The following is a 23702-nucleotide window of genomic DNA, read 5'->3' as shown; positions in this document are numbered from 1 at the left end:
ATCTGCTTAATAGAAAGAAGGAATGAAAAATGCTTGTTGTGATTTTAATTGGGGTACTTATTTTTGTGAATGTCATTATGGCTTTTTCATTGGGACTCGCAGCTAAACCCCACAAAAATGTTATTTTGGAAAATACATTACCAAAAGAAGTCTTGGAAAAACCAGAAGTCAAGGTTTTAACCAAAAAGTATCGGTTGCGTTTATGGCAGATTGCAGGGATTTTTAGTCTATTGAATTTTACGATGTTTTTGACACAGTATGAATCTTTTTTAATGACTTTATTTTGGCTGTTACTGCTTATTCCCATGGGCGCTTTTTATGGGACCGAGATTTTTTACATTCGTCAAATGGCGCAACTGAAAGCAAAAAAAGGGTGGCAATTACCAGTAACTCCTATTTTGGTTGATACTAAGCTAACTCAGACTAAAAATCGAAAAATGCTTGGTTTTAAATATTTAATCCCTGCCTTTATTTTGTCTGTTGTCTTGGCTTTAATCATGTTGAAAAGTCAAAACGATAATGCTGTGATTTTATCGATTTCTTTGGTTGTTGGAGGGCTGATTTCTGCAGGTCTTTTGTACGGCGTGAAACGTTTGCCCGTCTCTGCACCAACGAAGGATGAAACCATTAATCGACAATATAACGATTTAACTAAGCATGACTGGTCAGTTGTTGCCGTTGGCAGCGCTTATGGTATCTTAGTTGCTTTAGCAATGCCCTTTTTTGCAAGTCAATTAAGTGGATTTTGGGCCCAAATCACGGTTTGGCTACTTTTAATTCTGGTGGTTGGCTTTAGTTTTTTACTGGTGGCCTATTTAATTTCACTGCGGAAAAAACAAGATGCACTTTTAAGCCAAGTGACAGAATTTCGCTATCAAGGAGAAGATCAGTACTGGCGCTTTGGTGTCTATATTAACGAAAGCGACCATCGGTTATTATTACCGGACCGAATTGGGTTGAATATGACCATGAATTTAGGTAGACCGATGGGTAAAATTTTTATGGGTGCAATTGTCCTCTTGGTAGTGGGCGTATTATTTGCTACTTTAATTCCAATTTATTTGATGGATTTTACCAAAGATCCTTTTCAAGCAGCGTTAAAAGAAGATGAATTAGTTTTAAAGGCGCCTTTTGCTGCTACTAGTGAAGTCAAATTAGCCGATATTCAACAGGTGACCTTGGTTGACAAATTAAAAAGTCCAGTAGAGCGTACGAGCGGTTACGGTGGTGAGGATTACAGTACTGGTTATTACATGGTTGCTGATAAAAAGGCGACCCTTTATTTAGACAACCGTTCCCAGCCCTTTTTAAAGATTACGACTAAAAATCGTGATTATTACTTCACTTTTAAAGAAGAACAGAAAACCAAACAACTCTATCAAAAATTAGTAACGAAACTTCAATCATATAGCAAAGCGTAGACAAAAGAGGTCTGCGCTTTTTTTGTGTAAAGGAATTCATATTGGCACTTTTAAAAGTTTTATTTTTGGACAATGAGTAAAAAATGTCTAAAAAATAAGGTGAAAAAGTAGTTTATTTTTGCACAATAAAATCTTCAGGGCTATTCTTAAATCAGAGGAAAAATGACCGGTTTAAAGTTTCAGTGAGAGGAAGTGACAATGATGAAAAAAGGATTACTACGTTTAGGCATTGGGGTTGCAGTTTTATCCCTTGGGGTTGCCTATATTGCTAAGAAAACAGGCTTTTTTGAAGATGATAGTCATTTGTATGACGAATTTGAAGCATAACAGGGGGCACTTTACCTGCTGTAATGTTTTGATTGGAGGGAATTATGATGAGAAAAAACAAAGCGATTATGATTGGTGCCGGACTTGCTAATATGGCGGCTGCGGTTTATTTAATTCAAGAAGGAAATTGGTCAGGCGATAAAATTACCTTTTATTCATTGGATGATCATGGCTCAAATGATGGTTCACCCTTAAAAGATGCAACCGATGAATATTGGAATGAAAACCACCCTTTAGAAAATCAAAAAGGTTATATTGCCCGTGGTGGTCGGATGTTGAATTATCGGACGTATGTTGATTTGATGGATCTTTTAGAACGCGTGCCATCGGTGACAGAAGAAAATATGACTGCTGCAGAAGATACGCGTGATTTTGATGCCAAACATCGTACATTTGACAAAGCACGGCTGATGCAAGGTGGCAAAGGGATTATCGATGGGGGCCATTTAGGTTTTAGCAATAAAGATAGAATGTTGTTAACAAAACTCATTGCTATGCCAGACTCAGAAGAAGAAAAATTGGATAATGTGACGATTGCAGAATATTTCAAAGATTCACCGACGTTTTTTGAAACAAACTTTTGGTATATGTGGGAGACTACTTTTGCTTTTCGGACAAAAAGCTCAGCCCAAGAATTACGTCGTTACATGCATCAAATGATTTATGAATTCACTCAAATTGAACATTTAGTTGGGGTGAATAGAACGCGCTACAATCAATATGAAAGTATCATGTTACCATTAATCAACTATTTAAAAGATCAAGGAGTTACCATTGTTTTAGATCGTTTGGTAACAGATTGGGAATTTAAAGAAACAACAATGCAAGATGAAATTACTGTTACTGGTCTGCACATGCTAAACACTCAAACCAACGAAGAAGAATTTGTCCCAGTCGATGACGATACAGCGGTCATTTTCACGAATGGTTCGATTACCGATGCGGCTACAATGGGTGACTATACTACTCCGGCTGTTGAAAATATGGATTATGGTGCAGCCTCTAGTCTTTGGAAAAAAGCGGCTGAACGTTTTTATAATCTTGGAAATCCAGATAAATTTTTTGCCGATCGTGACGCTAGTGAATGGGTCAGCTTTACATTGACAACAAAAGACCATTTGCTATTAAATGAGATTGCGCGAATTACTACACAAGAACCTGGTAATGCCTTGAATTCTTTCTTATCAACAACTCCGATTACGCCGTTAAATCAAGTGGATGTAAATATGTCGATTGTAGTCCACCATCAACCGCATTTTACGACGCAAAAACCAAATGAAACCGTAATTTGGGGCTACTTCTTATATCCACGCCGCAGAGGTGAATTTGTCGATAAACAATACATTAAAATGACAGGCAAAGAAATGGCGCAAGAATTGATTGGTCAACTATCAAAAGTTGATCCAGGTCCGGTCAATATTAAAGAACGAGAAGCAGAGATTTTGGACAGTATCATTAATAATATCCCTGTCTATATGCCTTATGCTTCGGCTTTATTTAACAATCGGGCGAAAGTTGACCGTCCTAAAGTAATTCCTAAACACAGTACCAACTTGGCTTTCACGGGTGAATTTGTGGAACAACCTTACCAAATGATTTTCACAGAACAAAGTGCTGTGCGCTCTGGTGAAATTGCGGCTTTCCATTTTGCAGGTATTCCAATGAGTCGTTTGGTTAAAACACCGCGTTACGACAAAGATTTACCAACTTTATTACGAGCCGCTAAAAAGATGTTTGAATAAAAGTGGGGTTGGCGTTTAAGTTGTGCTGAAGAAGCTTTAAATATGAAACCTGTAAGAAGAATTTAAGCAGTGGCAAGGTGGGCACTGCTTAGATTCTTTTTTTGTCTAAAAGTAGTATTTTTTTACAAGAAAAACATTGATTGGACCGTTTTAGCGCTGTCTGGTCTTTCAAAGGGCTCTGTTTTATGATTCCTTCAGCTTTTCCTATTGGGCTTATTATTTTTGGATAATTGTTGAAATTTTCAAAAAATTCATGACAAAATCCTGAAAGTGTTGTACCATAGCAAAAAGCACCTTAAGAATAGGTCAAAGGAGAGTGGTTTGGCATGAAAATAAACTGGGATGAATTGGGTTTTGATTATATTAAATTACCATATCGTTTTATCGCCCATTGGAAAAATGGCGCGTGGGACAGGGGTCAATTAACAGAAGATGAATATTTGCCCATTCACGAAGGCTCTACTGCCTTACATTATGGTCAGCAATGTTTTGAAGGTTTAAAAGCCTACAGCAGAAAAGATGGAAAAGTAAATTTATTTCGAGCCGATCAAAATAGTGCCCGCATGAATAGGAGTGCGCGGCGCTTGTTGATGCCTGAGGTACCAGAAGAGCTTTTTCTTGGTGCAATTAAACAAGTTGTGGCAGCAAACCGTGAATTTGTGCCACCTTATGGTACTGGTGGTACGTTATACATTCGTCCATTATTAATTGGCGTGGGACCAAATATTGGTGTTCACGCAGCACCAGAGTATATTTTTACTGTTTTTTGTATGCCGGTGGGAGCGTATTTTAAAGGTGGTTTGACGCCAACGAATTTTATTGTTTCTGATTATGATCGCGCTGCGCCAAATGGAACCGGAGCTGCCAAAGTTGGTGGTAACTATGCGGCTAGCTTATTACCAGGAGAAAAAGCACAAGAACGTAACTTTTCGGATTGTATTTACTTAGATCCCGAAACGCACACAAAAATTGAAGAAGTCGGTTCTGCCAATTTCTTTGGAATTACCAAAGAAAATGAGTTTGTAACCCCAAAATCACCATCGATTTTACCAAGTATCACTAAATATTCTTTATTGTATCTAGCAAAAGAGCGCTTGGGATTAGAAGCTTTAGAAGAAGATGTGCCAATGGATAACTTAGACCGTTTTAAAGAAGCTGGGGCTTGCGGCACGGCCGCGGTTATTTCACCGATTGGTGGTATTCAATTTGGGGATGATTTTCACGTCTTTTATTCTGAAAAAGAAGTCGGACCCGTTACACAACAATTATATGATGAATTGACTGGCATTCAATTTGGTGATAAAAAGGCGCCGGCAGGTTGGATTATTACGCTTGCTTAAAACGTAAAAAAAGCAGTAGCGAAATTTCGCTACTGCTTTTTTGTTCACTTTACTTTTTTAATAAGTCAGCTAAGTTTGGCATGTCATGAATTTCATAACGTTCTTTGAATGCTTTGATTTGTTCTGCTGAGAAGTTATTTGGATCAAGTTCCATTGCATCAACCGGGAATGGACGATCGTTTGCAATTTTCACTTCAATAACAACCGGACGATCACTTTCTTTTGCCGCATCAAAAGCGGGGGCTAATTGATCGTAGTCTGTAATTGTAAAGCCTTTTGCTCCCATTGCTTCGGCTGCTTTACCAAAATCAACGTCATATAAATCAACACCAAAGATTGCTTTATTGGTTTCTTCTTGTTCTGCTTCAATGAAACCAAGTGAATCGTTCGTTAAGATCACGTTAATGATTGGTAATTTGTATTTTACTTGCGTGATGATATCTTGCATATTCATAGCAAAACCACCATCACCATTGATTGTGAAGACTTGACGATCTGGGTAACTTAATTTAGCACCAATTGCACCTGGCACCGCATAGCCCATCGTAGCAAACCAACCAGAAGTTGTAAATTGTTGTTTGCCATTCATTTCCAAATGACGAACAGAATGTGTCGTAACATTCCCGACATCAACAACGAAAATTGCGTCATCTTCAGCAATTCGATTAATTTCTTTGTAAACGGGTTCTGGACGCATTGGTTTGCGGGCATCATCGTAGAAACTACGACGCCAATTATGCCAGTTTTTAATATTTTCTTGGTTTGCTTTGTACCAATTGTCAGCAGAGCGCGCTTCTCCAAGTTCAGTTAAACGTTGTAAAGTTAAAATACCATCACCTAAAATCGCAACGTCAACATCATGACGACGTCCAAATTTTGAACCATCAATATCTACTTGAATGAATTTAGCGCCTTTGTTGAACATAAAGTTACCAAATGGGAAATTGCTACCAACTGAAATAATTAAATCAGCACTAAGTAAGGCTTCATTAGCAGGTTTAGTTGCTACACGTGCAGCAGAGCCTAAATAATTTTCATAGTCATCGTTAATAATACCTTTAGCTAAAACTGCGGCTGCAACCGGCATACTAAAGTGTTCAGCAAAAGCTTTAACCACGTCGGCGCCACCGCGAACTCCTTGGCCGATATATAAAACAGGTTGTTTTGCTTCTTTAATTAGTGGCAAGGCAGCTTTTAATTGAGCTTCATTTGGTTGAATTGTTGCAGTTTGATATGTTGCAGCCGTTGAAACGAAGTTGTCTTCAATTTCAGCATAGCCGTAATCAACGGGAATAGTAACGACAGCGACACCACTGTGGCGATAAGCTGCTTTAATTGCTTCATCGATTACAAATGGCAAACTTTCAGCATTCATAACCGTCCGATTGTAAACACTAACATCTGCAAAAATTGGATTTTCATTTAATTCTTGGAAAGCGTTGGTGTTCATAGCTGTTGATGCAACTTGACCAAGTAAGGCTAAAACAGGGATGTGATCCATTTGGGCATCATATAGACCGTTGATCAAATGTGTTGCACCAGGACCCGCAGAACCAAAGACAGCACCGATTTTGCCAGTTACTTTTGCATCAGCTGCAGCGGCTAGTGCCCCAGTTTCTTCATGACGGACTTGAATATATTTGATATGATTTTGTTCATCGAATAAAGCATCCATTGTGGAGTTGAAGGAACCACCAGGTAATCCGTATAAATGATCAATTCCCCAATCTTCCATGACTTTTAACATTGCGACGCCGGCATTGATTTTTGTCATTTTAAACACTTCTTTCTTATTTATATCGCGCGCTTTAAAGAACGCTCGTTTTATTGACCTGTCTTTATGTTACCGCCAATTAAAAAAAATTACCAATAATCTTACTCAAAGTAAGTAAAACGCCTGCAATCATTTACTTAATTACTGCTTGTGGGAATAAAAGGCGCAATTAAGCCTGCAAAAGCTTCAATATTTCGACTTTGAATAATAATTTTTCCTTGACCAGAAAAGCGATTCACTAGCCCTTCACCTGTTTTAAAACCAAAAGTGCCAGAAGCAAATTCAATGTGATAATCAAGGGACTTGCTCCAAGCTAAGACATGCTCATTATCAACAACAAACTGTTGACTACCATCCATCGTGATTTCTACGAGATCGCCAAATCCATTGATCAGCATCATCCCTTCACCAGCGGTTTCCATAACGAATAAACCACCAGTACCGCCTAATAAGGCACCTTCTAATTTTTGGCGTTGCATCGTATAAGAGACACTACTCTCACTGGCTAAAAAGGCCCCAGTATTTAAACGCCATTGTGTTGGACCAATTGGCAATTCTCGAATAGTACCAGGAGTCGAAGGCGCAATCGTAACTTGGGCATTCTCTGCATTTCCTTTTACTTTAGTAATAAAGAAGCTTTCACCACTGGACAATGAGCGACCAAGGGCTTTCATCATACCGCCGATTCCTTTTTTACCATTACTATTCATGTGACCTTCAAGTGTAACTAAACCATTGTGATAAACCATTGAACCTGGTTCGATTTGAACTTCTTCACCTTCTTGTAGTGCAATATCCACTAAGGGAAAAACCGAAGTAGAGCTTAATTTGTATTTCATTTGCTAACCTTCTTTCCTCATTCATATTATTATTATATGACAAACTTGCTTTTGGGCAAAAAGTTAACTTCTGACAAAGAAGAGGGTTATTTATGGTGGTTTGATTTTTGAAATGATAAACTAAATGCAAAGAGAAAGTTTATGCGGGCAGCTGAATTGTTGAGTTTAGATAGAAATAGGTGACGTGGATGTTGATGATTATTGGAATAGTTTTAGGAATAATAGTAATTGGGTTGCTGTTTTATTACCATTACTTAAGGCGTTGGGCGCGTTTTTTTGTCGATGCCATTGTCGAAAGAGACAATCATTGGTATTTGTCAAAAGGACAGCCGTCATTAAATCCAGATGCAAAAAAAGAAGAGCCTACCGATGATCTTTACAATTTTTGGTTAACTGAATATGAATGGGGCGCACTTAGTTTTGACCAAGAAAAATTAGTGGCTTCAACTTTTTTGCAAGATAGTAGCCGGTGGGTCATTTGTGTCCATGGTTATCGGAGCACGGGCTTTGATGAAATGTCAGCCCAAGCTAAAACGTATTTTGAAGCAGGGTATAATGTTTTAGTCCCAGACCTTAGAGCCCATGGCCGCAGCAGTGGCAAAATTATCGGCCTGGGGTGGTTAGACCGTCTAGATTTAATTACTTGGATTAATTTAATTACAGAAAATAACCCACAAGCAGAAATCATCTTACATGGTGAAGGGATGGGAGCGGCTGCGGTATTGATGGCCAGTGGGGAAAAATTACCGCCTCAAGTAAAGCTATTAATTGCCGACAGTAGTTACACTTCCGTTTATAGTGCATTTAAATATCAACTCCACCGCTTAACCAACTATCCGGTTAATCGCTTTATGGGTCTGGCAAATCAATATGCCAAAAAAAGGAATGGCTATTCATTACTAGAGGCATCTGTCAGCCGACAGTTGGGGAGCAATCATTTGCCCGTTTTGTTTCTTCATGGCCAAGAAGATCAATTTATTCCAGTGAAAGAAACGGTTACCTTAATGGAAGCCACCGCCGATAAAAAAGAGCTTAAAATTTTTGCAGGAGTAGGGCACTTAAAAGCTAAAAAAGAACAGCCTGAAGCTTATTGGCAAACAATTTGGTCATTTATTGAAAAAAATTTAGGGTAGTGTAACGTAAAAGTGACAGGATCTTTTTAAAAGGATAATTATTTGTCTAAAAATGACACTACTGATAAAATGTAAGTGGTTATAGTTCTGATTAATACGCATTAATTAGAGTAGCGACACTTAAATTAAAGGAGGCAATCAGATGGAAGGTAATAAAATCGGTGGCCAAGAAGTCACAGAAGAAATGCTAGTTGCTGATGGGTATCGTAAGTACTCCGGCAAAGATATCGATATTTATTATAACAAAGACATTTGTGCCCATGTTGGCAATTGTGTTCGCGGAAATGGTGCAGTCTTTGAAGTCGGGCGCAGACCGTGGATTTTAGCAGACAATGCCAGCGCCGATGAAGATGCACGCGTTATTAATACATGTCCGACAGGGGCATTAAAATTTATTCGGAAGGATGTTTAAAATGGAATTTAAAGAAGAAAAAGACCGCTTTGCAGTATATGACGATGGAAAAGAAATTGGTGAAATGACTTGGTCACCTGCTGATAATATGATGATTATCGATCACACTTTTGTTGACCCAGCATATCGTGGCCAAAAAATTGCTGAACAATTGGTATTGCATGGCGTAGAACGTGCACGTCGGGATGATTTAAAGATTATTCCACTATGCCCATTTGCCAAAAAAGAATTTGCTGAAAAACCAGAATACGGTGACGTATTACGCAAATAATCTTTACCTATTAAACAGCACAACGAAGGTTATCTTCGTTGTGCTGTTTTTAGGTGGAGGAGGTAAGGTTAAAGTCTTTTTTTAAAACTATTCCTTGTGGCAATCTAGCAGTATTTATGCTAAAGTAAACTAGATGAATTGTATTTAAGGAGGAAGCGGCGAATGTATAATTTTTTATTAGGCGTAGTGATTGTGCTTTCAATCATCATTATTATCGCTATCATGATGCAGCCGAGCAAACAAAATAGTGCAGCCAGTGCCTTTACCGGCGGTGCCGACCAATTATTTGGTAAACAAAAAGCCCGCGGTTTTGAAGCCGTGATGCAGCGTACAACAGCAGTTTTGGGCGCTATTTGGTTAATTTTGTTATTTGTATTAGCCTTTTTATCATCAAAATAAACGGATAAAACCGATCATTTTTTGGCTGAAACTCATGGCGTATCCAGCGTCAGGTTTCAGCCTTCTTTTGTTTTTATGGTAAAATTGGGCTATTGAGGTGAGAAATCGTGGAAAAAAAACCAGCATCATTTTTTACAAAAAAAGGAAAGAAAGCTGTTTTGCTCTTTCATGCATATTCTGGCAGCCCCAATGACGTCAGAATGCTGTCACGAGCATTGGAAAAAGAAAACTATACTGTCTATGCACCACTTTTTTTGGGGCACGGTACTATGGAGCCCAAAGAAATTTTAATGACAGATTTTAAAAGATGGGAAGAAGATGCCGAAAATGCTTTTTCTACATTAGTTAAAGAAGGCTTTGAAGAAATTGCTGTTTTTGGCCTATCGATGGGTGGGATTTTTGCCATGGACTTATTAACCAAAGGCTACCCAGAGATTGTAGCAGGTGGTGCTTTTTGCTCGCCTTTATTTAAAACAGAAAATAATGTCGAAGAAAACTTCCTATTATATGCTAAACAAATTTATCAACGTCAAAAAATTAGTGGTGATATACTAGCAGCAAAGCTCAGTGAGCTAAGACCACTAGTAAATAAACAATTGCAAAATATTGAAGCGCTAGGAGCGCGAGTTAGTCAAAATCTTTCTTCTGTACAGGTGCCGGTTTACTTGGCCCAAGGCGGTGCCGATGAAATGATTGATGCAAAAACGGCATATAAAACTGCCGCAGCATTAAGACAAGTAGATGTAACATTGGACTGGTACGCCCAAAGTGGTCACGTCATTACCGTTGATCCGGTGCACCAACAATTTGAAAAAGATGTTATCCACTTCTTAACTAAGCTAAATGAAAAGAGGTAGAAAATGAAAGCAACAATCAAAGAGCAGATTTTAACTTCTCTAGCTACAAGTAATAAGAAAAGTTTTTCTGCCGAAGAAATTGCCGAAGGTTTAAAGCTGCAAAAAAGTAATGATTTTAAAGTGCTCATCCAGACAATCGCTGTGATGGAACGAGAAGGGACTATTGTCTTTAATAAAAAAGGTAAAATTAAATTACCACCTCAAAAAGTATTGGTGGAGGGGACTTTTCGCGCCAATGAGCGGGGATTTGGTTTTGTGACCATCGATCCTGAAGAAGATGATATTTTTATTCCAAAAGAAGCCACAGGTTTTGCCATGGATGGCGATACAGTTGCCATTGATATTGTGAAGGTCTCTGATCCTTTTTCTGATCGTGGTGCCGAAGGGCAAGTCGTCGAAATTAGACAACGGGCGGTCAAACAAATCGTGGGTGAATTCACGTTATTTGATGAAAGTGAAATCGCAGAAAGTGATTTGTACGGCAGCGTGAAACCAAAGGATAAAAATTTTAACGGCCTAAGAGTTTTAGTTGCTGCTGAGGGTATTAAACCAGTAGACGGCAGTATTGTCATTGTGGAGATTACCCATTACCCAGAAAAAGGCTATCCGACTAGCATTGAAGGTATCATAAAACAAGTTATCGGCCACAAAAACGACCCAGGCATGGATATTTTATCCATCGTTATCAGCCATGGTATTCCAACCAGTTTTCCAGCTAATGTCTTAGCCCAAGCAGACAAAGTACCTGAGACAATCAACCCTGCTGATTTTCCAGAGCGGATTGATCGCAGCGACCAATTGATCGTGACAATTGACGGCGAAGATGCAAAGGACTTAGATGATGCAGTTACTGTAAAAAAATTAGCAAACGGTAATTTTTTCTTAGGTGTGCATATCGCAGATGTCTCGTATTATGTAACAGAAGGTAGCCCGCTGGATCAAGAAGCCTATGAGCGAGGAACTAGTGTCTATTTAACCGATCGCGTTATTCCAATGATTCCCCAACGGCTGTCAAATGGTATTTGTTCACTAAACCCGCACGTGCCTCGCCTCACTATGAGTTGTGAAATGGAGATTGATTCAAGTGGGAAAATTGTCAAACACGCTATTTTTCCAAGTATTATCCAAACTAGTGAACGAATGACCTATACGGCAGTGAACGCGATTATTGAAAATCATGACCCAGAAGTCTCCCAACGGTATGAAAAATTAGTACCGATGTTTTTTGAAATGGCGGAGTTACACCATATTTTGGAACAACGCCGGATACAAAGAGGAGCGGTTAGCTTTGAAGATCGCGAAGCAAAAGTTTTAGTAGATGAAGATGGTCATCCCAAAGATATTGTTTTACGGAGCCGCGGCATTGGGGAACGTTTAATTGAATCTTTCATGTTAGCAGCCAACGAAACAGTAGCAGAGCACTATAATAAGTTGCATTTGCCGTTTATTTATCGTATTCATGAAGATCCAAAAGAAGAAAAATTGCAACGCTTCTTTGATTTTACTGCCGCTTTGGGGATGGTAGTTAAACATACTAAAGGAAGTATTACACCAAAAGATTTGCAAAAAGTTGTTGCTGATGTGGCAGAACGTCCCGAAGCAATGGTTGTGAACATGATGTTGTTACGTAGTATGCAACAGGCAAAATATTCTGAACACAATGCAGGCCATTATGGCTTAGCGGCAGATTATTATACACACTTTACTTCACCGATTAGGCGCTATCCCGATTTAATTGTGCATCGTTTAATTAGAAGTTATGCAAGCACTACGGATAAAAAGATGCAAAGTAAATGGCAAGAAAAGCTGCCAGAAATTGCCCATCATTCTTCTGATATGGAACGTCGGGCTGTTTTGTGCGAGCGTGAAGTTGACGCTATGAAAAAAGCTGAGTTCATGCAAGCACATATTGGTGAAGACTTTGACGGAGTTATCAGCTCGATTACGAAATTTGGTATCTTCATTGAATTACCGAATACAATTGAAGGTATGATTCACATTAGTAATTTAAAAGATGATTACTTCCATTTTGTTGAACAACAGCTGGCACTCGTTGGCGAAAGAACAGGAATGACTTTTAAAATTGGCCAAAAAGTACGGGTAAAAGTGACCAATGCAAATCCTGAAACCAGAGAAATTGATTTTGAATTGGTTTCAGCAGAAGAAGTTACCCAATTACCACGTCCACAAACGAGTCGGAAAAATCGCGGTGGTAAAAAAACCACGAATCCTGCTAACTTCCGCAAGAAAAATTCTACAACTAAAGCTAAGACCGGTGATAAAAAAGGTCAACTAAAAGTTGATTTAGGAAATAATAAGAAGAAAAAAGGTAAAAAACCGTTTTATAAAGGAGTCAAAAAGAAAAAACATAAATAATGAAAAGCGGTTGGGACAAAGGCGTTGGGCTTATCTGTAATTAAAAGCAGGTATTATAGGAATGTCTCAGCCCTTGTTAGAAAGCTCTGACAGTGCTAAGGCAGTCAGATCAATGTTTTTTCTTGGGGAAATTTTAGCGGCCTTTATAAATAAAAAAGCACAGGAGGTGGCTTATATGCCAAAAGGCGAAGGTAAATTGATCGCTCAAAATAAAAAAGCCCGCCACGACTATACAATTATTGATACGTTAGAAGCTGGGATTGTTTTACAAGGGACAGAAATTAAGTCAATCCGCAATGCCCGCATTAATTTAAAAGATGGTTTTGTTCGTGTTCGCAATGGGGAAGCATTCTTATACAATGTCCACATCTCACCTTATGAACAAGGCAATTTATTCAATCATGATCCACTGCGGACACGAAAACTTTTATTACACCGTAAACAAATTGATCGTTTATATGGTGAAATGAAAAGTGCCGGGATGACCGTAGTCCCGCTTAAAGTCTACTTAAAAGACGGTTTTGCCAAAGTCTTAATTGGCCTTGCTAAGGGGAAAAAAGAGTATGATAAACGTGAAACATTAAAACGTAAGGATCAAGAAAGACAAATAAGCCGCGTTTTAAAAAACTATTGAAGAAATTTGCATTTAACAGGGGCTATTGCTTTATAAAGTTGGGTCTTTTTGATAGCATTTACTCAGACGGTGTGTCAAATTTCGCTTTTTTAGTTAATGATTCGTTTTACTGATTATAGGTATTACACATTTCTATTAGTCATTTTGCTAAAACTGTCAAATCTTACTGAAAATCTTTTGAAATTTTCTATCCGTGGTGGTATGATACCCATTGGTTATCATGCCAAAAGCATTAGCAGCACTTATTTACCAGCTTTTTTAGCTGGAGCATACGTATGAAAAGAGGTGAGAAATATTGAAAGAAAAACCACTCGTTTTCAATATTGGTCCCATCTGGTTTGATGGCACCATCCTTTTAATGACACTTATCACGTGTGTTATTGTCTTTACACTAGTTTTTGTTTGTACACGGAATTTACAGTTAAAACCAAAGGGCAAACAAAACTTTATTGAGTGGGTAATTGATTTCGTTCGCGGTATCTTAGGAGATAACCTCCCAAGTAACGAAGTGAACAACTTCCATTTATTATCATTTGCCTTGTTTCTATTTGTTTTTGTCGCCAATGAGATTGGTCTTGTGACGAAAATTGTTGTCGGTGAAACAACTTTTTGGAAAAGTCCAACCGCGGATCCCTTTGTGACATTGACATTGGCATTGATGATGATTGCGATGACCCATTTCTTCGGGGTGCAAAAATTTGGGTTGAAAGGTTACTTTAAAGTATCATTTTTACAACCCGTGGCCTTTTTGCTACCAATTAAAATCATCGAAGAATTTACCAACATCATTACCCTGGGTTTACGTCTTTACGGGAATATTTTCGCCGGTGAAGTTTTGCTTGGCTTAATTGTTGACATGTTAAACAATGTTGGCTGGCTAACACTTCCTGTAGTTATTCCATTAGAGATGATTTGGATTGGCTTCTCATTATTTATAGGCGCCATCCAAGCGTACGTATTTGTCACCTTATCCATGGTATTTATGGGTCACAAATTGGAAACAGAAGAGTAGATTCAAAAGACATTTATCAACTGGTTTGACGACAAAATGCAAAAAACATTTATCCGGTCGTCTCAACTTTATAATTTAGGAGGAAAAAAATTATGAACTTTATCGCAGCAGGTATCGCAATCGTCGGGGCAGCTATCGGAGCTGGTTATGGTAACGGGAAAGTTATCTCACAAACTATCGAATCTATGGCACGCCAACCAGAAATGTCTGGTCAATTACGTTCCACAATGTTCATCGGGGTTGCGTTAGTAGAAGCTGTGCCTATTTTAGGTGTGGTTATTGCTTTGTTACTTGTGTTCATGGGCTAAAACCACGAGAAAAGCAGAAACGGATGCAAACTGTTTTTGCTTTTTTGCCATGATACGGCAACCTTAAATAGTAGAAAAGGAGCTTACGCTTATGCTAAATATTGTATTAGCAGAAGTCGGGAATACAACTATCAGTAGTATCGTCGTTGTATCCGGTTCTTTCTTATTGTTAGTTGCACTTTTAAAGCACTTTGCTTGGGGCGCAATTTCAGACATGATGAAAAAACGGGAAGATAAAATTGCTAACGATTTAGATTCCGCTGAACAATCCCGGACTAAAGCAGCTAAGCTTGAACAAGAACGTCAAACTCAATTGATGTCTTCCAAAAGCGAAGCAGCTGAAATCATCAAAAATGCTAAAGACAGCGGCGAGCTCAGCCGTCAAAATATTTTAAACGAAACCAAAGAAGAGGTATCTCGTTTGAAAGATAAGGCAAAAAGTGATATTTCCATGGAAAGAGATGCTGCAATGACAAGTGTTAAAGACGATGTAGCTGAACTTTCTTTACAAATTGCCGAAAAAATCTTGAACAAAGAGCTATCGCCAGAAGCCCATGAAGCATTAATTAATCACTATATTGAAGGATTGGGCAACCATGAAACTCGATAAATACACGGTAGGCAAACGCTACGGTAAAGCGTTGTTTGAGCTGGCGGCAGAAGAACGGGTTACCGATGCTGTCTACCAAGATTTGCTTAGTTTGAAAAACGTTTATGAAGCAATTCCTGATCTTGGTAATATGCTGAGTGATGTTCGTTTGAACTTAGGAGCAAAACGCGCTTTAATGGACAAAATCGTTTCCGAATTTGACGGAATCACCAAAAACTTTTTAGAAGTTGTTTTCCGTTATAATCGCATGGATGATTTAATTTTAATCATCGATGAATATGAACGCCGTTATGATGAAGCCCAAAGCCTAGTTTTGGGTACGGTGACAACCGCCGTGACTTTGTCTAGTGAGCAAAAAGGACAATTAGAAGAAAAAATTGCCAGCTTATTGGGCTATAAAAAAGCAAATTTGGTTGAAAAAGTTGATCCCAATATTTTAGGCGGGGTCGTGGTGGAAGCCAACCATCAAGTAATTGACGGCAGTGTAAAAAGCCGATTAGAACAACTACGATCGATGATTGGTAGATAAGTTTAATTAAAGAGGTGAAACAAATGGCCATCAAAGCAGAAGAAATCAGTGCTCTGATTAAAGAACAAATTAAAAATTACCAGAGTGAACTAGCAGTCGAAGAAATTGGGACTGTAACTTACGTTGGTGACGGGATTGCCCGGGCTCACGGTTTGGAAAATGCCATGAGTGGTGAATTGCTAGAATTTTCCAATGGTTCATTTGGGATGGCGCAAAACTTAGAAACAAACGACGTCGGGATTATCATCTTAGGCGACTTTGAGACCATCCGCGAAGGCGATAAAGTAAAACGTACTGGGAAAATTATGGAAGTACCAGTTGGGGATGCTTTAATTGGTCGGGTTGTAAATCCATTAGGTCAACCAATCGACGGTCTAGGTGCAATTGATACCAATAAAACACGCCCAGTGGAAACATTAGCACCAGGTGTTATGCAACGACAATCCGTTTCTGAACCTATGCAAACTGGGTTAAAAGCCATTGATGCTTTAGTGCCAATTGGTCGTGGTCAACGGGAACTTGTTATCGGGGATCGAAAAACCGGTAAAACATCCATTGCGATTGATACAATTATCAACCAAAAAGGTCAAGATATGATTTGTATTTACGTGGCAATTGGACAAAAAGATTCAACAGTTCGTGCACAAGTGGAAACATTACGTAAATATGGTGCCTTAGATTATACAATCGTTGTTTCTGCTGGGGCATCACAACCAGCTCCATTACTATACATCGCACCGTATGCTGGTACGGCTATGGGTGAAGAATTCATGTATAACGGCAAACACGTATTAATTGTTTTTGATGACTTATCAAAACAAGCTGTTGCCTATCGTGAACTCTCTTTACTATTACGTCGTCCACCAGGTCGTGAAGCTTATCCAGGGGATGTTTTCTATTTGCACTCTCGTCTATTGGAACGGGCGGCCAAACTTTCTGATGAATTAGGTGGCGGTTCAATGACCGCGTTACCATTTGTGGAAACGCAAGCCGGAGATATCTCTGCTTATATCCCAACCAATGTGATTTCAATCACCGATGGACAAATTTTCTTAGAAAATGATTTGTTCTATTCTGGTGTGCGACCTGCTATTGACGCTGGTTTATCAGTGTCACGGGTTGGGGGCTCTGCTCAAATTAAAGCAATGAAAAAAGTTGCGGGAACGCTCCGTTTGGACTTAGCTAGTTATCGTGAACTAGAAGCCTTTACACAGTTTGGTTCTGATTTGGACCAAGCGACCCAAGCAAAACTAAATCGTGGTCGCCGTACCGTAGAAATTTTGAAACAAAAATTACATGCACCATTAGCTGTTGAAAAACAAGTTATCATCTTATATGCCTTAACCCACGGTTTTATTGACAGTATCCCAGTTAACCGTGTCTTGGATTTTGAAGAAAACTTGTTTGAGTATATTGATGCAAACCATGCTGATATCTTTGAAACTATTCGTACAACCAAAGATTTACCGGCTGAAGATCAAGTGGATGCAGCAATTAAAGAAGCAAAAGATATCTTTATGGCTGCCGGCAATAGTAGTAGCGGTTCTGCCAAAGAAACTGTCGCTTCAATCGAAAACGAACGTTCTTAAAAGAGGTGAGATAAATGGGAGCTTCCTTAAACGAGATTAAGCAACGGATTGCTTCAACGAAGAAAACCAGTCAAATCACCAACGCCATGCAAATGGTATCGGCGGCTAAATTGACCAAGTCTGAAGCTCACTCAAAACAGTTTCAAATTTATGCCTCAAAAGTTCGGGAAGTAGTAACGCATTTGACTGCACAACAGTTAAATGATATTTATTCTGCCGGCCCACAAGATGGGGTGAATTACAATAGCATGCTGATTAGCCGTCCGGTTAAAAAAACCGGCTACATCGTGATTACCTCTGATGGTGGTTTAGTTGGTGGCTACAATAGTTCAATTTTAAAACAAATGATGTCGATGTTAAAAGAAGACCACCAATCAGCCGATGAATACGTGATGGTAGCTATTGGCGCGACAGGAGCTGACTTTTTTAAAGCACGGGGAATTAATTTGGCATATGAATTGCGTAATTTGTCTGACCAACCAAGTTTTGAAGAGGTTCGTAAAATCGTTACCATGGCAACAACAATGTATCAAAATGAAGTCTTTGATGAATTATATGTGTGCTACAATCACCATATTAATTCATTAACGAGTCAGTTTCGAGTTGAAAAAATGTTGCCAATTGTTGACTTGGATCCAGAAGAAGCGGAAAGTTATGAACAAGAATATTTGTTTGAACCTTCCAAAGAAGAAATTCTAGATCACTTGTTACCACAATATGCTGAAAGTTTAATTTACGGTGCAATTGTTGATGCGAAAACCGCTGAACATGCAGCCGGAATGACAGCTATGAAGACAGCAACAGACAATGCGAAAAATATTATCGGTGATTTGACGATTTCTTATAATCGCGCACGTCAAGGGGCAATTACCCAAGAAATTACCGAAATTGTAGCGGGAGCTTCGGCACTCGATTAATGATTTCGTGAGTGAATGGAGGAAAACAGATGAGTTCAGGCAAGATTGTTCAAGTAATCGGTCCCGTTGTTGACGTGGAATTTTCTTTAGATCAATCATTACCAGACATTAACAATGCCTTGGTTGTCTATAAAAACGACGAGCAAAAAACCAAGATTGTATTAGAAGCTGCCTTGGAACTAGGTGATGGTGTAATTCGAACTATCGCCATGGAGTCTACCGATGGTTTGCAGCGGGGAATGGAAGTTGTCGACACTGGCAGCTCAATCTCTGTGCCAGTAGGTAAAGATACTTTAGGTCGTGTATTTAACGTTTTGGGGGATACAATCGACTTGGAAGCACCTTTTCCAGCTGATGCTAAACGTAGTGGTATCCATAAAAAAGCACCTGATTTTGATGAATTAAGCACTAGTACAGAAATTTTGGAAACTGGGATTAAAGTTATCGACTTACTAGCCCCTTACTTAAAAGGTGGTAAAGTTGGGTTGTTCGGTGGTGCCGGTGTTGGTAAAACCGTTTTAATCCAAGAATTAATTCATAATATTGCCCAAGAACACGGCGGGATTTCTGTTTTTACCGGTGTTGGTGAACGTACCCGTGAAGGTAATGACTTGTATTATGAAATGAAAGAGTCTGGCGTTATTGAAAAAACTGCCATGGTCTTTGGCCAAATGAATGAGCCACCAGGTGCCCGGATGCGGGTTGCGTTGACTGGTTTAACAATTGCGGAATACTTCCGTGATGTAGAAGGTCAAGACGTATTGCTCTTTATCGATAATATTTTCCGTTTTACGCAAGCCGGCTCAGAAGTATCTGCCTTGTTAGGTCGGATGCCATCTGCTGTTGGTTATCAACCAACACTAGCAACTGAAATGGGACAACTGCAAGAACGGATTACTTCAACGAAAAAAGGTTCTATTACGTCTATTCAAGCGATCTATGTACCAGCCGATGACTACACTGACCCTGCGCCAGCAACAGCATTTGCTCACTTAGATGCAACAACCAACTTGGAACGTAAATTAACAGAACAAGGGATTTATCCAGCGGTCGATCCCCTTGCATCATCTTCTAGTGCTTTAGCACCAGAAATTGTTGGTGAAGTTCACTATGAAGTAGCCAGTGAAGTCCAACATGTCTTGCAACGTTACCGTGAATTACAAGATATTATCGCCATCTTAGGGATGGATGAATTGTCAGATGAAGAAAAAGTCTTGGTCGCTAGAGCGCGCCGAATTCAATTTTTCTTATCACAAAACTTCCACGTTGCCGAACAATTTACCGGACAACCGGGTTCTTATGTACCCGTTGCCGAAACAATTAAAGGCTTCAAAGAAATTTTAGATGGGAAGCACGATGAATTACCAGAAGAAGCCTTCCGTAATGTCGGTACAATTGAAGAAGCGGTGGAAAAAGCGAAAAAACTAGGCTACTAGAAAGGGGTGCACCATGGAATACTTAACTGTAAATGTGGTAACACCTAATGGTTTAGTTTATGATCACCACGCTAAAATCGTTGTTGCCAACACAACGGCTGGTGAAATTGGTATTTTACCAAAACACGCACCGATTATTACACCTTTAGCAATTGATGAAGTTCGGGTAAAACGTACCGATTCTGATACCCATGTTGACTGGATTGCGGTTAACGGCGGCATTATGGAAGTGCGAGATAATGTGGTCTCCATTATTGCCGATAGCGCTGAGCGGGAACGTGATATCGATGTTTCTCGGGCTGAACGCGCCAAACAACGGGCTGAACGTATGATTGAAGAAGCACGGGAAAAAGAAGATGTCGATTCTTTACGCCGAGCGACTGTTGCTTTGCATCGAGCTATTAATCGGATTAATGTTTCAAAACATCAATAATAAGCAATGATGCCTAACCACAATTTTATACTTGGTAGCAAATTGTGAGGACACCATTTATCTGTAAATAGACTGTGATAAAAATTTATCGCAGTCTATTTTTTACATAGCGTAAAATAAAAAATACGTTTTACGGATACATTTTACAAAGTGTTATTTTGTTTTGTCATACTTTCGACCTTTTTGTTTTGCAGGAAAAGCAAAATAAGCTAAAATTATAAAAGAGACTTTTAAAAAACGCTTTAAAGATTTTTAAAATATTTCTGTTTTTTTAAGTTACTATTTGTGGTACTATGGGAGTGTTGAATTTTTTACTCAGGAGGAAGAAGGATGCAAGTATATGGTGTCGATGCAATTGTACGGATTATCAGTCACTTTGCATTTGTTTACTTAGCCTTTTGGGGATTGCGGTCTTTACGATTGGATACACTTTTCAAATCGTTTCAGACGGCGCAAATCAGGATTGTTATTTTGATGTTAGCCATTAGCTTGGGCTATCTGACAAGTAGCTTTTTCTTGGAAATCCTGAATTTATTGAAGAATACTTTTCTTTCAATTGTCTAACGAATACAAAAAACGTACTTTATGAAAAAGTTATGGTATAATAAAACAGATTTTGAGTGCAGAAGCATTCAGGCTATTTTCTGGAGGGAATTTTATGGAAGAGATTATCGTTCAAAGTGGTAATCAATTAAAAGGTACTGTCAAAATTGAAGGCGCAAAAAATGCCGTTTTACCAATCTTAGCTGCAAGTCTATTAGCAGAAGAAGGGACTACTACTTTACGTAATGTGCCAATTCTATCTGACGTTTTAACAATGAATGAAGTTATTCGGCACTTAAATGTGGACGTAGATTTTAATGAAGCTGCAAACGAAGTGACGATCAATGCTTCTCGTCAATTAGAAATTGAAGCACCTTATGAATTAGTCAGCCAAATGCGGGCATCTATTGTTGTTATGGGACCATTATTGGCGCGTAACGGACATGCTAAAGTTGCGATGCCTGGTGGTTGTGCAATTGGTAAACGTCCAATTGACTTACATCTAAAAGGGTTCCAAGCTTTAGGTGCTAAAATTAACCAAAAAGATGGTTATATTGAAGCAATTGCCGATGAGTTACACGGCAACACAATTTACTTGGACTTTCCAAGTGTTGGTGCTACGCAAAATATTATGATGGCTGCTGTTAAAGCAAAAGGAACAACAATCATCGAAAACGTGGCCCGTGAACCTGAAATTGTTGATCTTGCGAATGTCTTAAATAAAATGGGAGCACAAATTTTTGGTGCTGGTACAGAAACCATGAGAATTGAAGGCGTGGATCATTTGCACGCAGTTAACCATTCAATCGTTCAAGATAGAATTGAAGCTGGAACTTTCATGGTGGCCGCAGCAATGACAGAAGGTAACGTTTTAATTCAAGATGCCATTTCAGAACATAATCGTCCTTTAATTTCTAAATTAAGCGAAATGGGTGCTGAAATTATTGAAGAAGAAGGCGGAGTTCGCGTTATTGGACCTAAAGTATTAAAACCAACAGACGTGAAAACAATGCCTCACCCAGGTTTCCCAACAGATATGCAAGCTCAAATGACTGCAATCCAAATGGTAGCACCAGGGACAAGTATCGTAACAGAAACCGTATTTGAAAATCGTTTCCAACATTTAGAAGAAATGCGTCGTATGAATGCTCATGTGAAAATTGATGGCAATGTGGCTGTCATTGAAGGTGGACATGAAATGCAAGGGGCATTAGTTTATGCAACGGACTTACGTGCTGCAGCGGCTTTAATCTTAGTTGGTTTACGTTCAAACGGCATTACCCGCGTTCGTAATTTGAAATATTTAGATCGTGGCTATTACAACTTCCACAAAAAATTACAAGCTCTAGGTGGTAATGTGGAACGTGTTGAGATTGAACACAAAGCAGCTAAAAGTGCTGCTACAATTGCTTAAAAGATAGAGGTGTGACTGGATGAGATTAAATCGTTATATTATTACGACTTTAGTGAAAATTCTTTTTGTCCTTTTACTTGCAATGATTATGTTCATTATTGGAACGATGATTGGCTATGGTGGAATTGGTGAAGGAATGCCATTAAAAGTTTTTTATCCAGGACTCTGGACGCATATTTTAGATTTTATGAAATAAAAACTGTTAGTCGACCGTATATGGTCGACTTTTTTTGTGTTGTTTCATACCAAGGGGCGAAATTTTCCTAATAAAAATTAACTATTTTAAAACAACAGTGGGGAAAATTAGTATTGATAACGCTTTATTTTTTGTCTTTTTTGTAAAACTAACGTAATAAACAGCGGTTTTTGGGTCGATTTCCCAAATTTCATGTAATCGTGATTTTATAACTTGTGATAAAAGCGTTTTCAAAAAAACTTTCTGAATTGAAAATTACGCTTTTGTAATAATTTGAAAGCCTATAGTAGCAAGGCTTTTGCTTATTGCTTTATGCTTATAAGACAAATATTTCGTTTGTAACAAAAAACAGCAGCGTTTCTTTTTTCTTGTCAAAGAGGTTTAACTCTCTTGTAACCTATCAGCTAAAAAGAGATGCTATGATACTTCTCGTGGAAAAATTCAATTTAATTGTAATGGTACAAGTTAGACCATTAGAGTTTTTATATTTTTGAGGAGTGTCGATTAATGCAAACCCGTTTATTACCAATTTTAAGTGCAACGATTGTGATCGCCGTAGGTAGTATGTTACCTGTTTACGCAGCTGAAAATGAAACGGCTAGTCAGCCAACACTTCAGACTGAACTTGTTTCAAAAGCTGAAGCAACTAATTTATCAAGTTCACTGTTAGTGGAAACAACAAATAATAAAGCTGTTGATTTAGTCAAAGCAGATATTAAAGCAAAAGAGGCCGCTAAAAAAGCCGCCGCCGAAAAGGCAAAAAAAATCGCAGCGGAAAAAGCCGAAAAAGAAAAAGCTGAAAAAGAAAAGGCAGCACAAGAAGCAAAAGAAGCTGCCCAACAAGAAACAAAAGCGCAGCAAGCAAATGAAAGCCAACCAAGTGGTCAAACAATGATGATGGAAGCCACAGCCTATAGTTCAGATCCAGCGGATGCTTTAGGTGGCGGTTCTGTCACTGCAACTGGCCAAAACTTACTTGCCAACCCAATGGCGGTAGCTGTTGATCCAAGTGTAATTCCATTAGGAACGCATTTATATGTTGAAGGTTATGGCGAAGCTTACGCTGTGGATACCGGTTCAGCAATTCAAGGCAATATTATTGATGTTCATTTTTCGACAGCAGGCCAATGTGAAGCTTGGGGACGTCGTCAAGTGAAAGTAACAATTTTAGGATAGGAGTTAAAAGTTCA

The 23702-nt window shown here is 38.8% G+C and carries 25 protein-coding genes; 23 read left to right on the top strand and 2 right to left on the bottom strand.

Annotated features, from left to right (window positions below):
- Window positions 1-29: 29 nt before the first annotated feature.
- The 4 genes from AC6R0T_RS09010 to AC6R0T_RS08995 all read left to right on the top strand — a co-directional run bounded on the left by AC6R0T_RS09010 (window position 30) and on the right by AC6R0T_RS08995 (window position 4830).
- Complete coding sequence (locus tag AC6R0T_RS09010) at window positions 30-1421, top strand: PH domain-containing protein (RefSeq protein WP_303754690.1); 1392 nt, start codon at window positions 30-32, stop codon at window positions 1419-1421.
- 201 nt (window positions 1422-1622) lie between these two features.
- Window positions 1623-1748: a methanol dehydrogenase gene (locus AC6R0T_RS09005; protein ID WP_206904973.1), complete on the top strand. Its 126-nt coding sequence runs from the start codon at window positions 1623-1625 to the stop codon at window positions 1746-1748.
- Window positions 1749-1795: 47 nt separating this feature from the next.
- Window positions 1796-3490: an oleate hydratase gene (locus AC6R0T_RS09000; protein ID WP_230709174.1), complete on the top strand. Its 1695-nt coding sequence runs from the start codon at window positions 1796-1798 to the stop codon at window positions 3488-3490.
- A 326-nt stretch (window positions 3491-3816) separates the two neighbouring features.
- The gene (locus AC6R0T_RS08995) at window positions 3817-4830 is read left to right on the top strand and encodes a branched-chain amino acid aminotransferase (protein WP_303754691.1); all 1014 of its coding nucleotides are present in this window, start codon (window positions 3817-3819) and stop codon (window positions 4828-4830) included.
- A 49-nt stretch (window positions 4831-4879) separates the two neighbouring features.
- Here AC6R0T_RS08995 and spxB read toward each other — a convergent pair whose 3' ends face one another.
- A complete protein-coding gene (gene spxB / locus AC6R0T_RS08990; RefSeq protein ID WP_303754692.1) occupies window positions 4880-6604 on the bottom strand; it encodes a pyruvate oxidase in 1725 nt (574 codons plus the stop codon).
- Between the two features lie 137 nt (window positions 6605-6741).
- Entirely contained in the window at window positions 6742-7443 is a 702-nt protein-coding gene (locus tag AC6R0T_RS08985) for a TIGR00266 family protein (protein WP_303754693.1), read from the bottom strand.
- Between the two features lie 188 nt (window positions 7444-7631).
- Here AC6R0T_RS08985 and AC6R0T_RS08980 point away from each other — a divergent pair, with 188 nt between their 5' ends.
- The 19 genes from AC6R0T_RS08980 (at window position 7632) to AC6R0T_RS08890 (ending at window position 23688) form a co-directional block, all read left to right on the top strand.
- Window positions 7632-8576 carry an alpha/beta hydrolase gene (locus tag AC6R0T_RS08980; protein WP_282462309.1) on the top strand — a complete coding sequence of 315 codons (945 nt, stop codon included), beginning with the start codon at window positions 7632-7634 and terminating at the stop codon, window positions 8574-8576.
- A 142-nt stretch (window positions 8577-8718) separates the two neighbouring features.
- Window positions 8719-8988: a (4Fe-4S)-binding protein gene (locus tag AC6R0T_RS08975; protein ID WP_206904966.1), complete on the top strand. Its 270-nt coding sequence runs from the start codon at window positions 8719-8721 to the stop codon at window positions 8986-8988.
- A 1-nt stretch (window position 8989) separates the two neighbouring features.
- A complete protein-coding gene (locus AC6R0T_RS08970; RefSeq protein ID WP_230709167.1) occupies window positions 8990-9259 on the top strand; it encodes a GNAT family N-acetyltransferase in 270 nt (89 codons plus the stop codon).
- A 162-nt stretch (window positions 9260-9421) separates the two neighbouring features.
- Window positions 9422-9658 (top strand): preprotein translocase subunit SecG, encoded by a 237-nt coding sequence (gene secG, locus AC6R0T_RS08965; protein WP_071865626.1) that lies wholly within the window; start codon window positions 9422-9424, stop codon window positions 9656-9658.
- Between the two features lie 107 nt (window positions 9659-9765).
- The gene (locus AC6R0T_RS08960) at window positions 9766-10515 is read left to right on the top strand and encodes an alpha/beta hydrolase (protein ID WP_206904961.1); all 750 of its coding nucleotides are present in this window, start codon (window positions 9766-9768) and stop codon (window positions 10513-10515) included.
- 3 nt (window positions 10516-10518) lie between these two features.
- Window positions 10519-12891 carry a ribonuclease R gene (gene rnr / locus AC6R0T_RS08955; RefSeq protein WP_303754694.1) on the top strand — a complete coding sequence of 791 codons (2373 nt, stop codon included), beginning with the start codon at window positions 10519-10521 and terminating at the stop codon, window positions 12889-12891.
- 175 nt (window positions 12892-13066) lie between these two features.
- Window positions 13067-13525 carry an SsrA-binding protein SmpB gene (gene smpB, locus AC6R0T_RS08950; protein ID WP_206904952.1) on the top strand — a complete coding sequence of 153 codons (459 nt, stop codon included), beginning with the start codon at window positions 13067-13069 and terminating at the stop codon, window positions 13523-13525.
- A 295-nt stretch (window positions 13526-13820) separates the two neighbouring features.
- Window positions 13821-14537, top strand: coding sequence for a F0F1 ATP synthase subunit A (gene atpB / locus AC6R0T_RS08945; protein ID WP_071865630.1), 717 nt, complete (start codon window positions 13821-13823; stop codon window positions 14535-14537).
- 92 nt (window positions 14538-14629) lie between these two features.
- Window positions 14630-14845, top strand: coding sequence for an ATP synthase F0 subunit C (atpE, locus tag AC6R0T_RS08940; RefSeq protein ID WP_016171491.1), 216 nt, complete (start codon window positions 14630-14632; stop codon window positions 14843-14845).
- 91 nt (window positions 14846-14936) lie between these two features.
- The gene (gene atpF, locus AC6R0T_RS08935) at window positions 14937-15455 is read left to right on the top strand and encodes a F0F1 ATP synthase subunit B (protein WP_206904950.1); all 519 of its coding nucleotides are present in this window, start codon (window positions 14937-14939) and stop codon (window positions 15453-15455) included.
- Entirely contained in the window at window positions 15442-15984 is a 543-nt protein-coding gene (gene atpH / locus AC6R0T_RS08930; protein WP_206904947.1) for an ATP synthase F1 subunit delta, read from the top strand. Before atpF ends, atpH begins: the two co-directional genes overlap by 14 nt.
- A 23-nt stretch (window positions 15985-16007) precedes the next feature.
- Window positions 16008-17573 carry a F0F1 ATP synthase subunit alpha gene (gene atpA / locus AC6R0T_RS08925; RefSeq protein WP_206904943.1) on the top strand — a complete coding sequence of 522 codons (1566 nt, stop codon included), beginning with the start codon at window positions 16008-16010 and terminating at the stop codon, window positions 17571-17573.
- A gap of 14 nt (window positions 17574-17587) precedes the next feature.
- Window positions 17588-18490 (top strand): F0F1 ATP synthase subunit gamma, encoded by a 903-nt coding sequence (locus AC6R0T_RS08920; protein WP_206904940.1) that lies wholly within the window; start codon window positions 17588-17590, stop codon window positions 18488-18490.
- Between the two features lie 29 nt (window positions 18491-18519).
- Window positions 18520-19926, top strand: coding sequence for a F0F1 ATP synthase subunit beta (gene atpD, locus AC6R0T_RS08915; RefSeq protein WP_206904937.1), 1407 nt, complete (start codon window positions 18520-18522; stop codon window positions 19924-19926).
- A gap of 13 nt (window positions 19927-19939) precedes the next feature.
- On the top strand, window positions 19940-20359 hold the full coding sequence (locus AC6R0T_RS08910) for a F0F1 ATP synthase subunit epsilon (RefSeq protein ID WP_206904934.1): 420 nt from the start codon (window positions 19940-19942) through the stop codon (window positions 20357-20359).
- Window positions 20360-20689: 330 nt separating this feature from the next.
- Complete coding sequence (locus tag AC6R0T_RS08905; RefSeq protein WP_206904931.1) at window positions 20690-20923, top strand: DUF1146 family protein; 234 nt, start codon at window positions 20690-20692, stop codon at window positions 20921-20923.
- A 94-nt stretch (window positions 20924-21017) separates the two neighbouring features.
- Window positions 21018-22316: a UDP-N-acetylglucosamine 1-carboxyvinyltransferase gene (gene murA / locus AC6R0T_RS08900; RefSeq protein WP_230709162.1), complete on the top strand. Its 1299-nt coding sequence runs from the start codon at window positions 21018-21020 to the stop codon at window positions 22314-22316.
- Between the two features lie 19 nt (window positions 22317-22335).
- Window positions 22336-22512 carry a DNA-directed RNA polymerase subunit beta gene (locus AC6R0T_RS08895; RefSeq protein WP_016171500.1) on the top strand — a complete coding sequence of 59 codons (177 nt, stop codon included), beginning with the start codon at window positions 22336-22338 and terminating at the stop codon, window positions 22510-22512.
- A 507-nt stretch (window positions 22513-23019) separates the two neighbouring features.
- On the top strand, window positions 23020-23688 hold the full coding sequence (locus AC6R0T_RS08890) for a 3D domain-containing protein (RefSeq protein WP_230709161.1): 669 nt from the start codon (window positions 23020-23022) through the stop codon (window positions 23686-23688).
- The last annotated feature ends 14 nt before the right edge of the window (window positions 23689-23702 follow it).

The sequence above is a fragment of the Enterococcus sp. S86.2 genome, from assembly GCF_059834485.2.
The sequence above is the reverse complement of the archived record's forward strand: the minus strand, read 5'-3'. Positions and strand labels throughout refer to the sequence as shown.

Bases quoted from the DNA above. Each gene is read 5' to 3' on its own strand.
- AC6R0T_RS09010 (WP_303754690.1), top strand. From the start codon at position 30: ATGCTTGTTGTGATTTTAATTGGGGTACTTATTTTTGTGAATGTCATT.
- AC6R0T_RS09005 (WP_206904973.1), top strand. From the start codon at position 1,623: ATGAAAAAAGGATTACTACGTTTAGGCATTGGGGTTGCAGTTTTATCC.
- AC6R0T_RS09000 (WP_230709174.1), top strand. From the start codon at position 1,796: ATGAGAAAAAACAAAGCGATTATGATTGGTGCCGGACTTGCTAATATG.
- AC6R0T_RS08995 (WP_303754691.1), top strand. From the start codon at position 3,817: ATGAAAATAAACTGGGATGAATTGGGTTTTGATTATATTAAATTACCA.
- spxB (WP_303754692.1), bottom strand. From the start codon at position 6,604: ATGACAAAAATCAATGCCGGCGTCGCAATGTTAAAAGTCATGGAAGAT.
- AC6R0T_RS08985 (WP_303754693.1), bottom strand. From the start codon at position 7,443: ATGAAATACAAATTAAGCTCTACTTCGGTTTTTCCCTTAGTGGATATT.
- AC6R0T_RS08980 (WP_282462309.1), top strand. From the start codon at position 7,632: ATGTTGATGATTATTGGAATAGTTTTAGGAATAATAGTAATTGGGTTG.
- AC6R0T_RS08975 (WP_206904966.1), top strand. From the start codon at position 8,719: ATGGAAGGTAATAAAATCGGTGGCCAAGAAGTCACAGAAGAAATGCTA.
- AC6R0T_RS08970 (WP_230709167.1), top strand. From the start codon at position 8,990: ATGGAATTTAAAGAAGAAAAAGACCGCTTTGCAGTATATGACGATGGA.
- secG (WP_071865626.1), top strand. From the start codon at position 9,422: ATGTATAATTTTTTATTAGGCGTAGTGATTGTGCTTTCAATCATCATT.
- rnr (WP_303754694.1), top strand. From the start codon at position 10,519: ATGAAAGCAACAATCAAAGAGCAGATTTTAACTTCTCTAGCTACAAGT.
- smpB (WP_206904952.1), top strand. From the start codon at position 13,067: ATGCCAAAAGGCGAAGGTAAATTGATCGCTCAAAATAAAAAAGCCCGC.
- atpE (WP_016171491.1), top strand. From the start codon at position 14,630: ATGAACTTTATCGCAGCAGGTATCGCAATCGTCGGGGCAGCTATCGGA.
- atpF (WP_206904950.1), top strand. From the start codon at position 14,937: ATGCTAAATATTGTATTAGCAGAAGTCGGGAATACAACTATCAGTAGT.
- atpH (WP_206904947.1), top strand. From the start codon at position 15,442: ATGAAACTCGATAAATACACGGTAGGCAAACGCTACGGTAAAGCGTTG.
- atpA (WP_206904943.1), top strand. From the start codon at position 16,008: ATGGCCATCAAAGCAGAAGAAATCAGTGCTCTGATTAAAGAACAAATT.
- AC6R0T_RS08920 (WP_206904940.1), top strand. From the start codon at position 17,588: ATGGGAGCTTCCTTAAACGAGATTAAGCAACGGATTGCTTCAACGAAG.
- atpD (WP_206904937.1), top strand. From the start codon at position 18,520: ATGAGTTCAGGCAAGATTGTTCAAGTAATCGGTCCCGTTGTTGACGTG.
- AC6R0T_RS08910 (WP_206904934.1), top strand. From the start codon at position 19,940: ATGGAATACTTAACTGTAAATGTGGTAACACCTAATGGTTTAGTTTAT.
- AC6R0T_RS08905 (WP_206904931.1), top strand. From the start codon at position 20,690: ATGCAAGTATATGGTGTCGATGCAATTGTACGGATTATCAGTCACTTT.
- murA (WP_230709162.1), top strand. From the start codon at position 21,018: ATGGAAGAGATTATCGTTCAAAGTGGTAATCAATTAAAAGGTACTGTC.
- AC6R0T_RS08895 (WP_016171500.1), top strand. From the start codon at position 22,336: ATGAGATTAAATCGTTATATTATTACGACTTTAGTGAAAATTCTTTTT.
- AC6R0T_RS08890 (WP_230709161.1), top strand. From the start codon at position 23,020: ATGCAAACCCGTTTATTACCAATTTTAAGTGCAACGATTGTGATCGCC.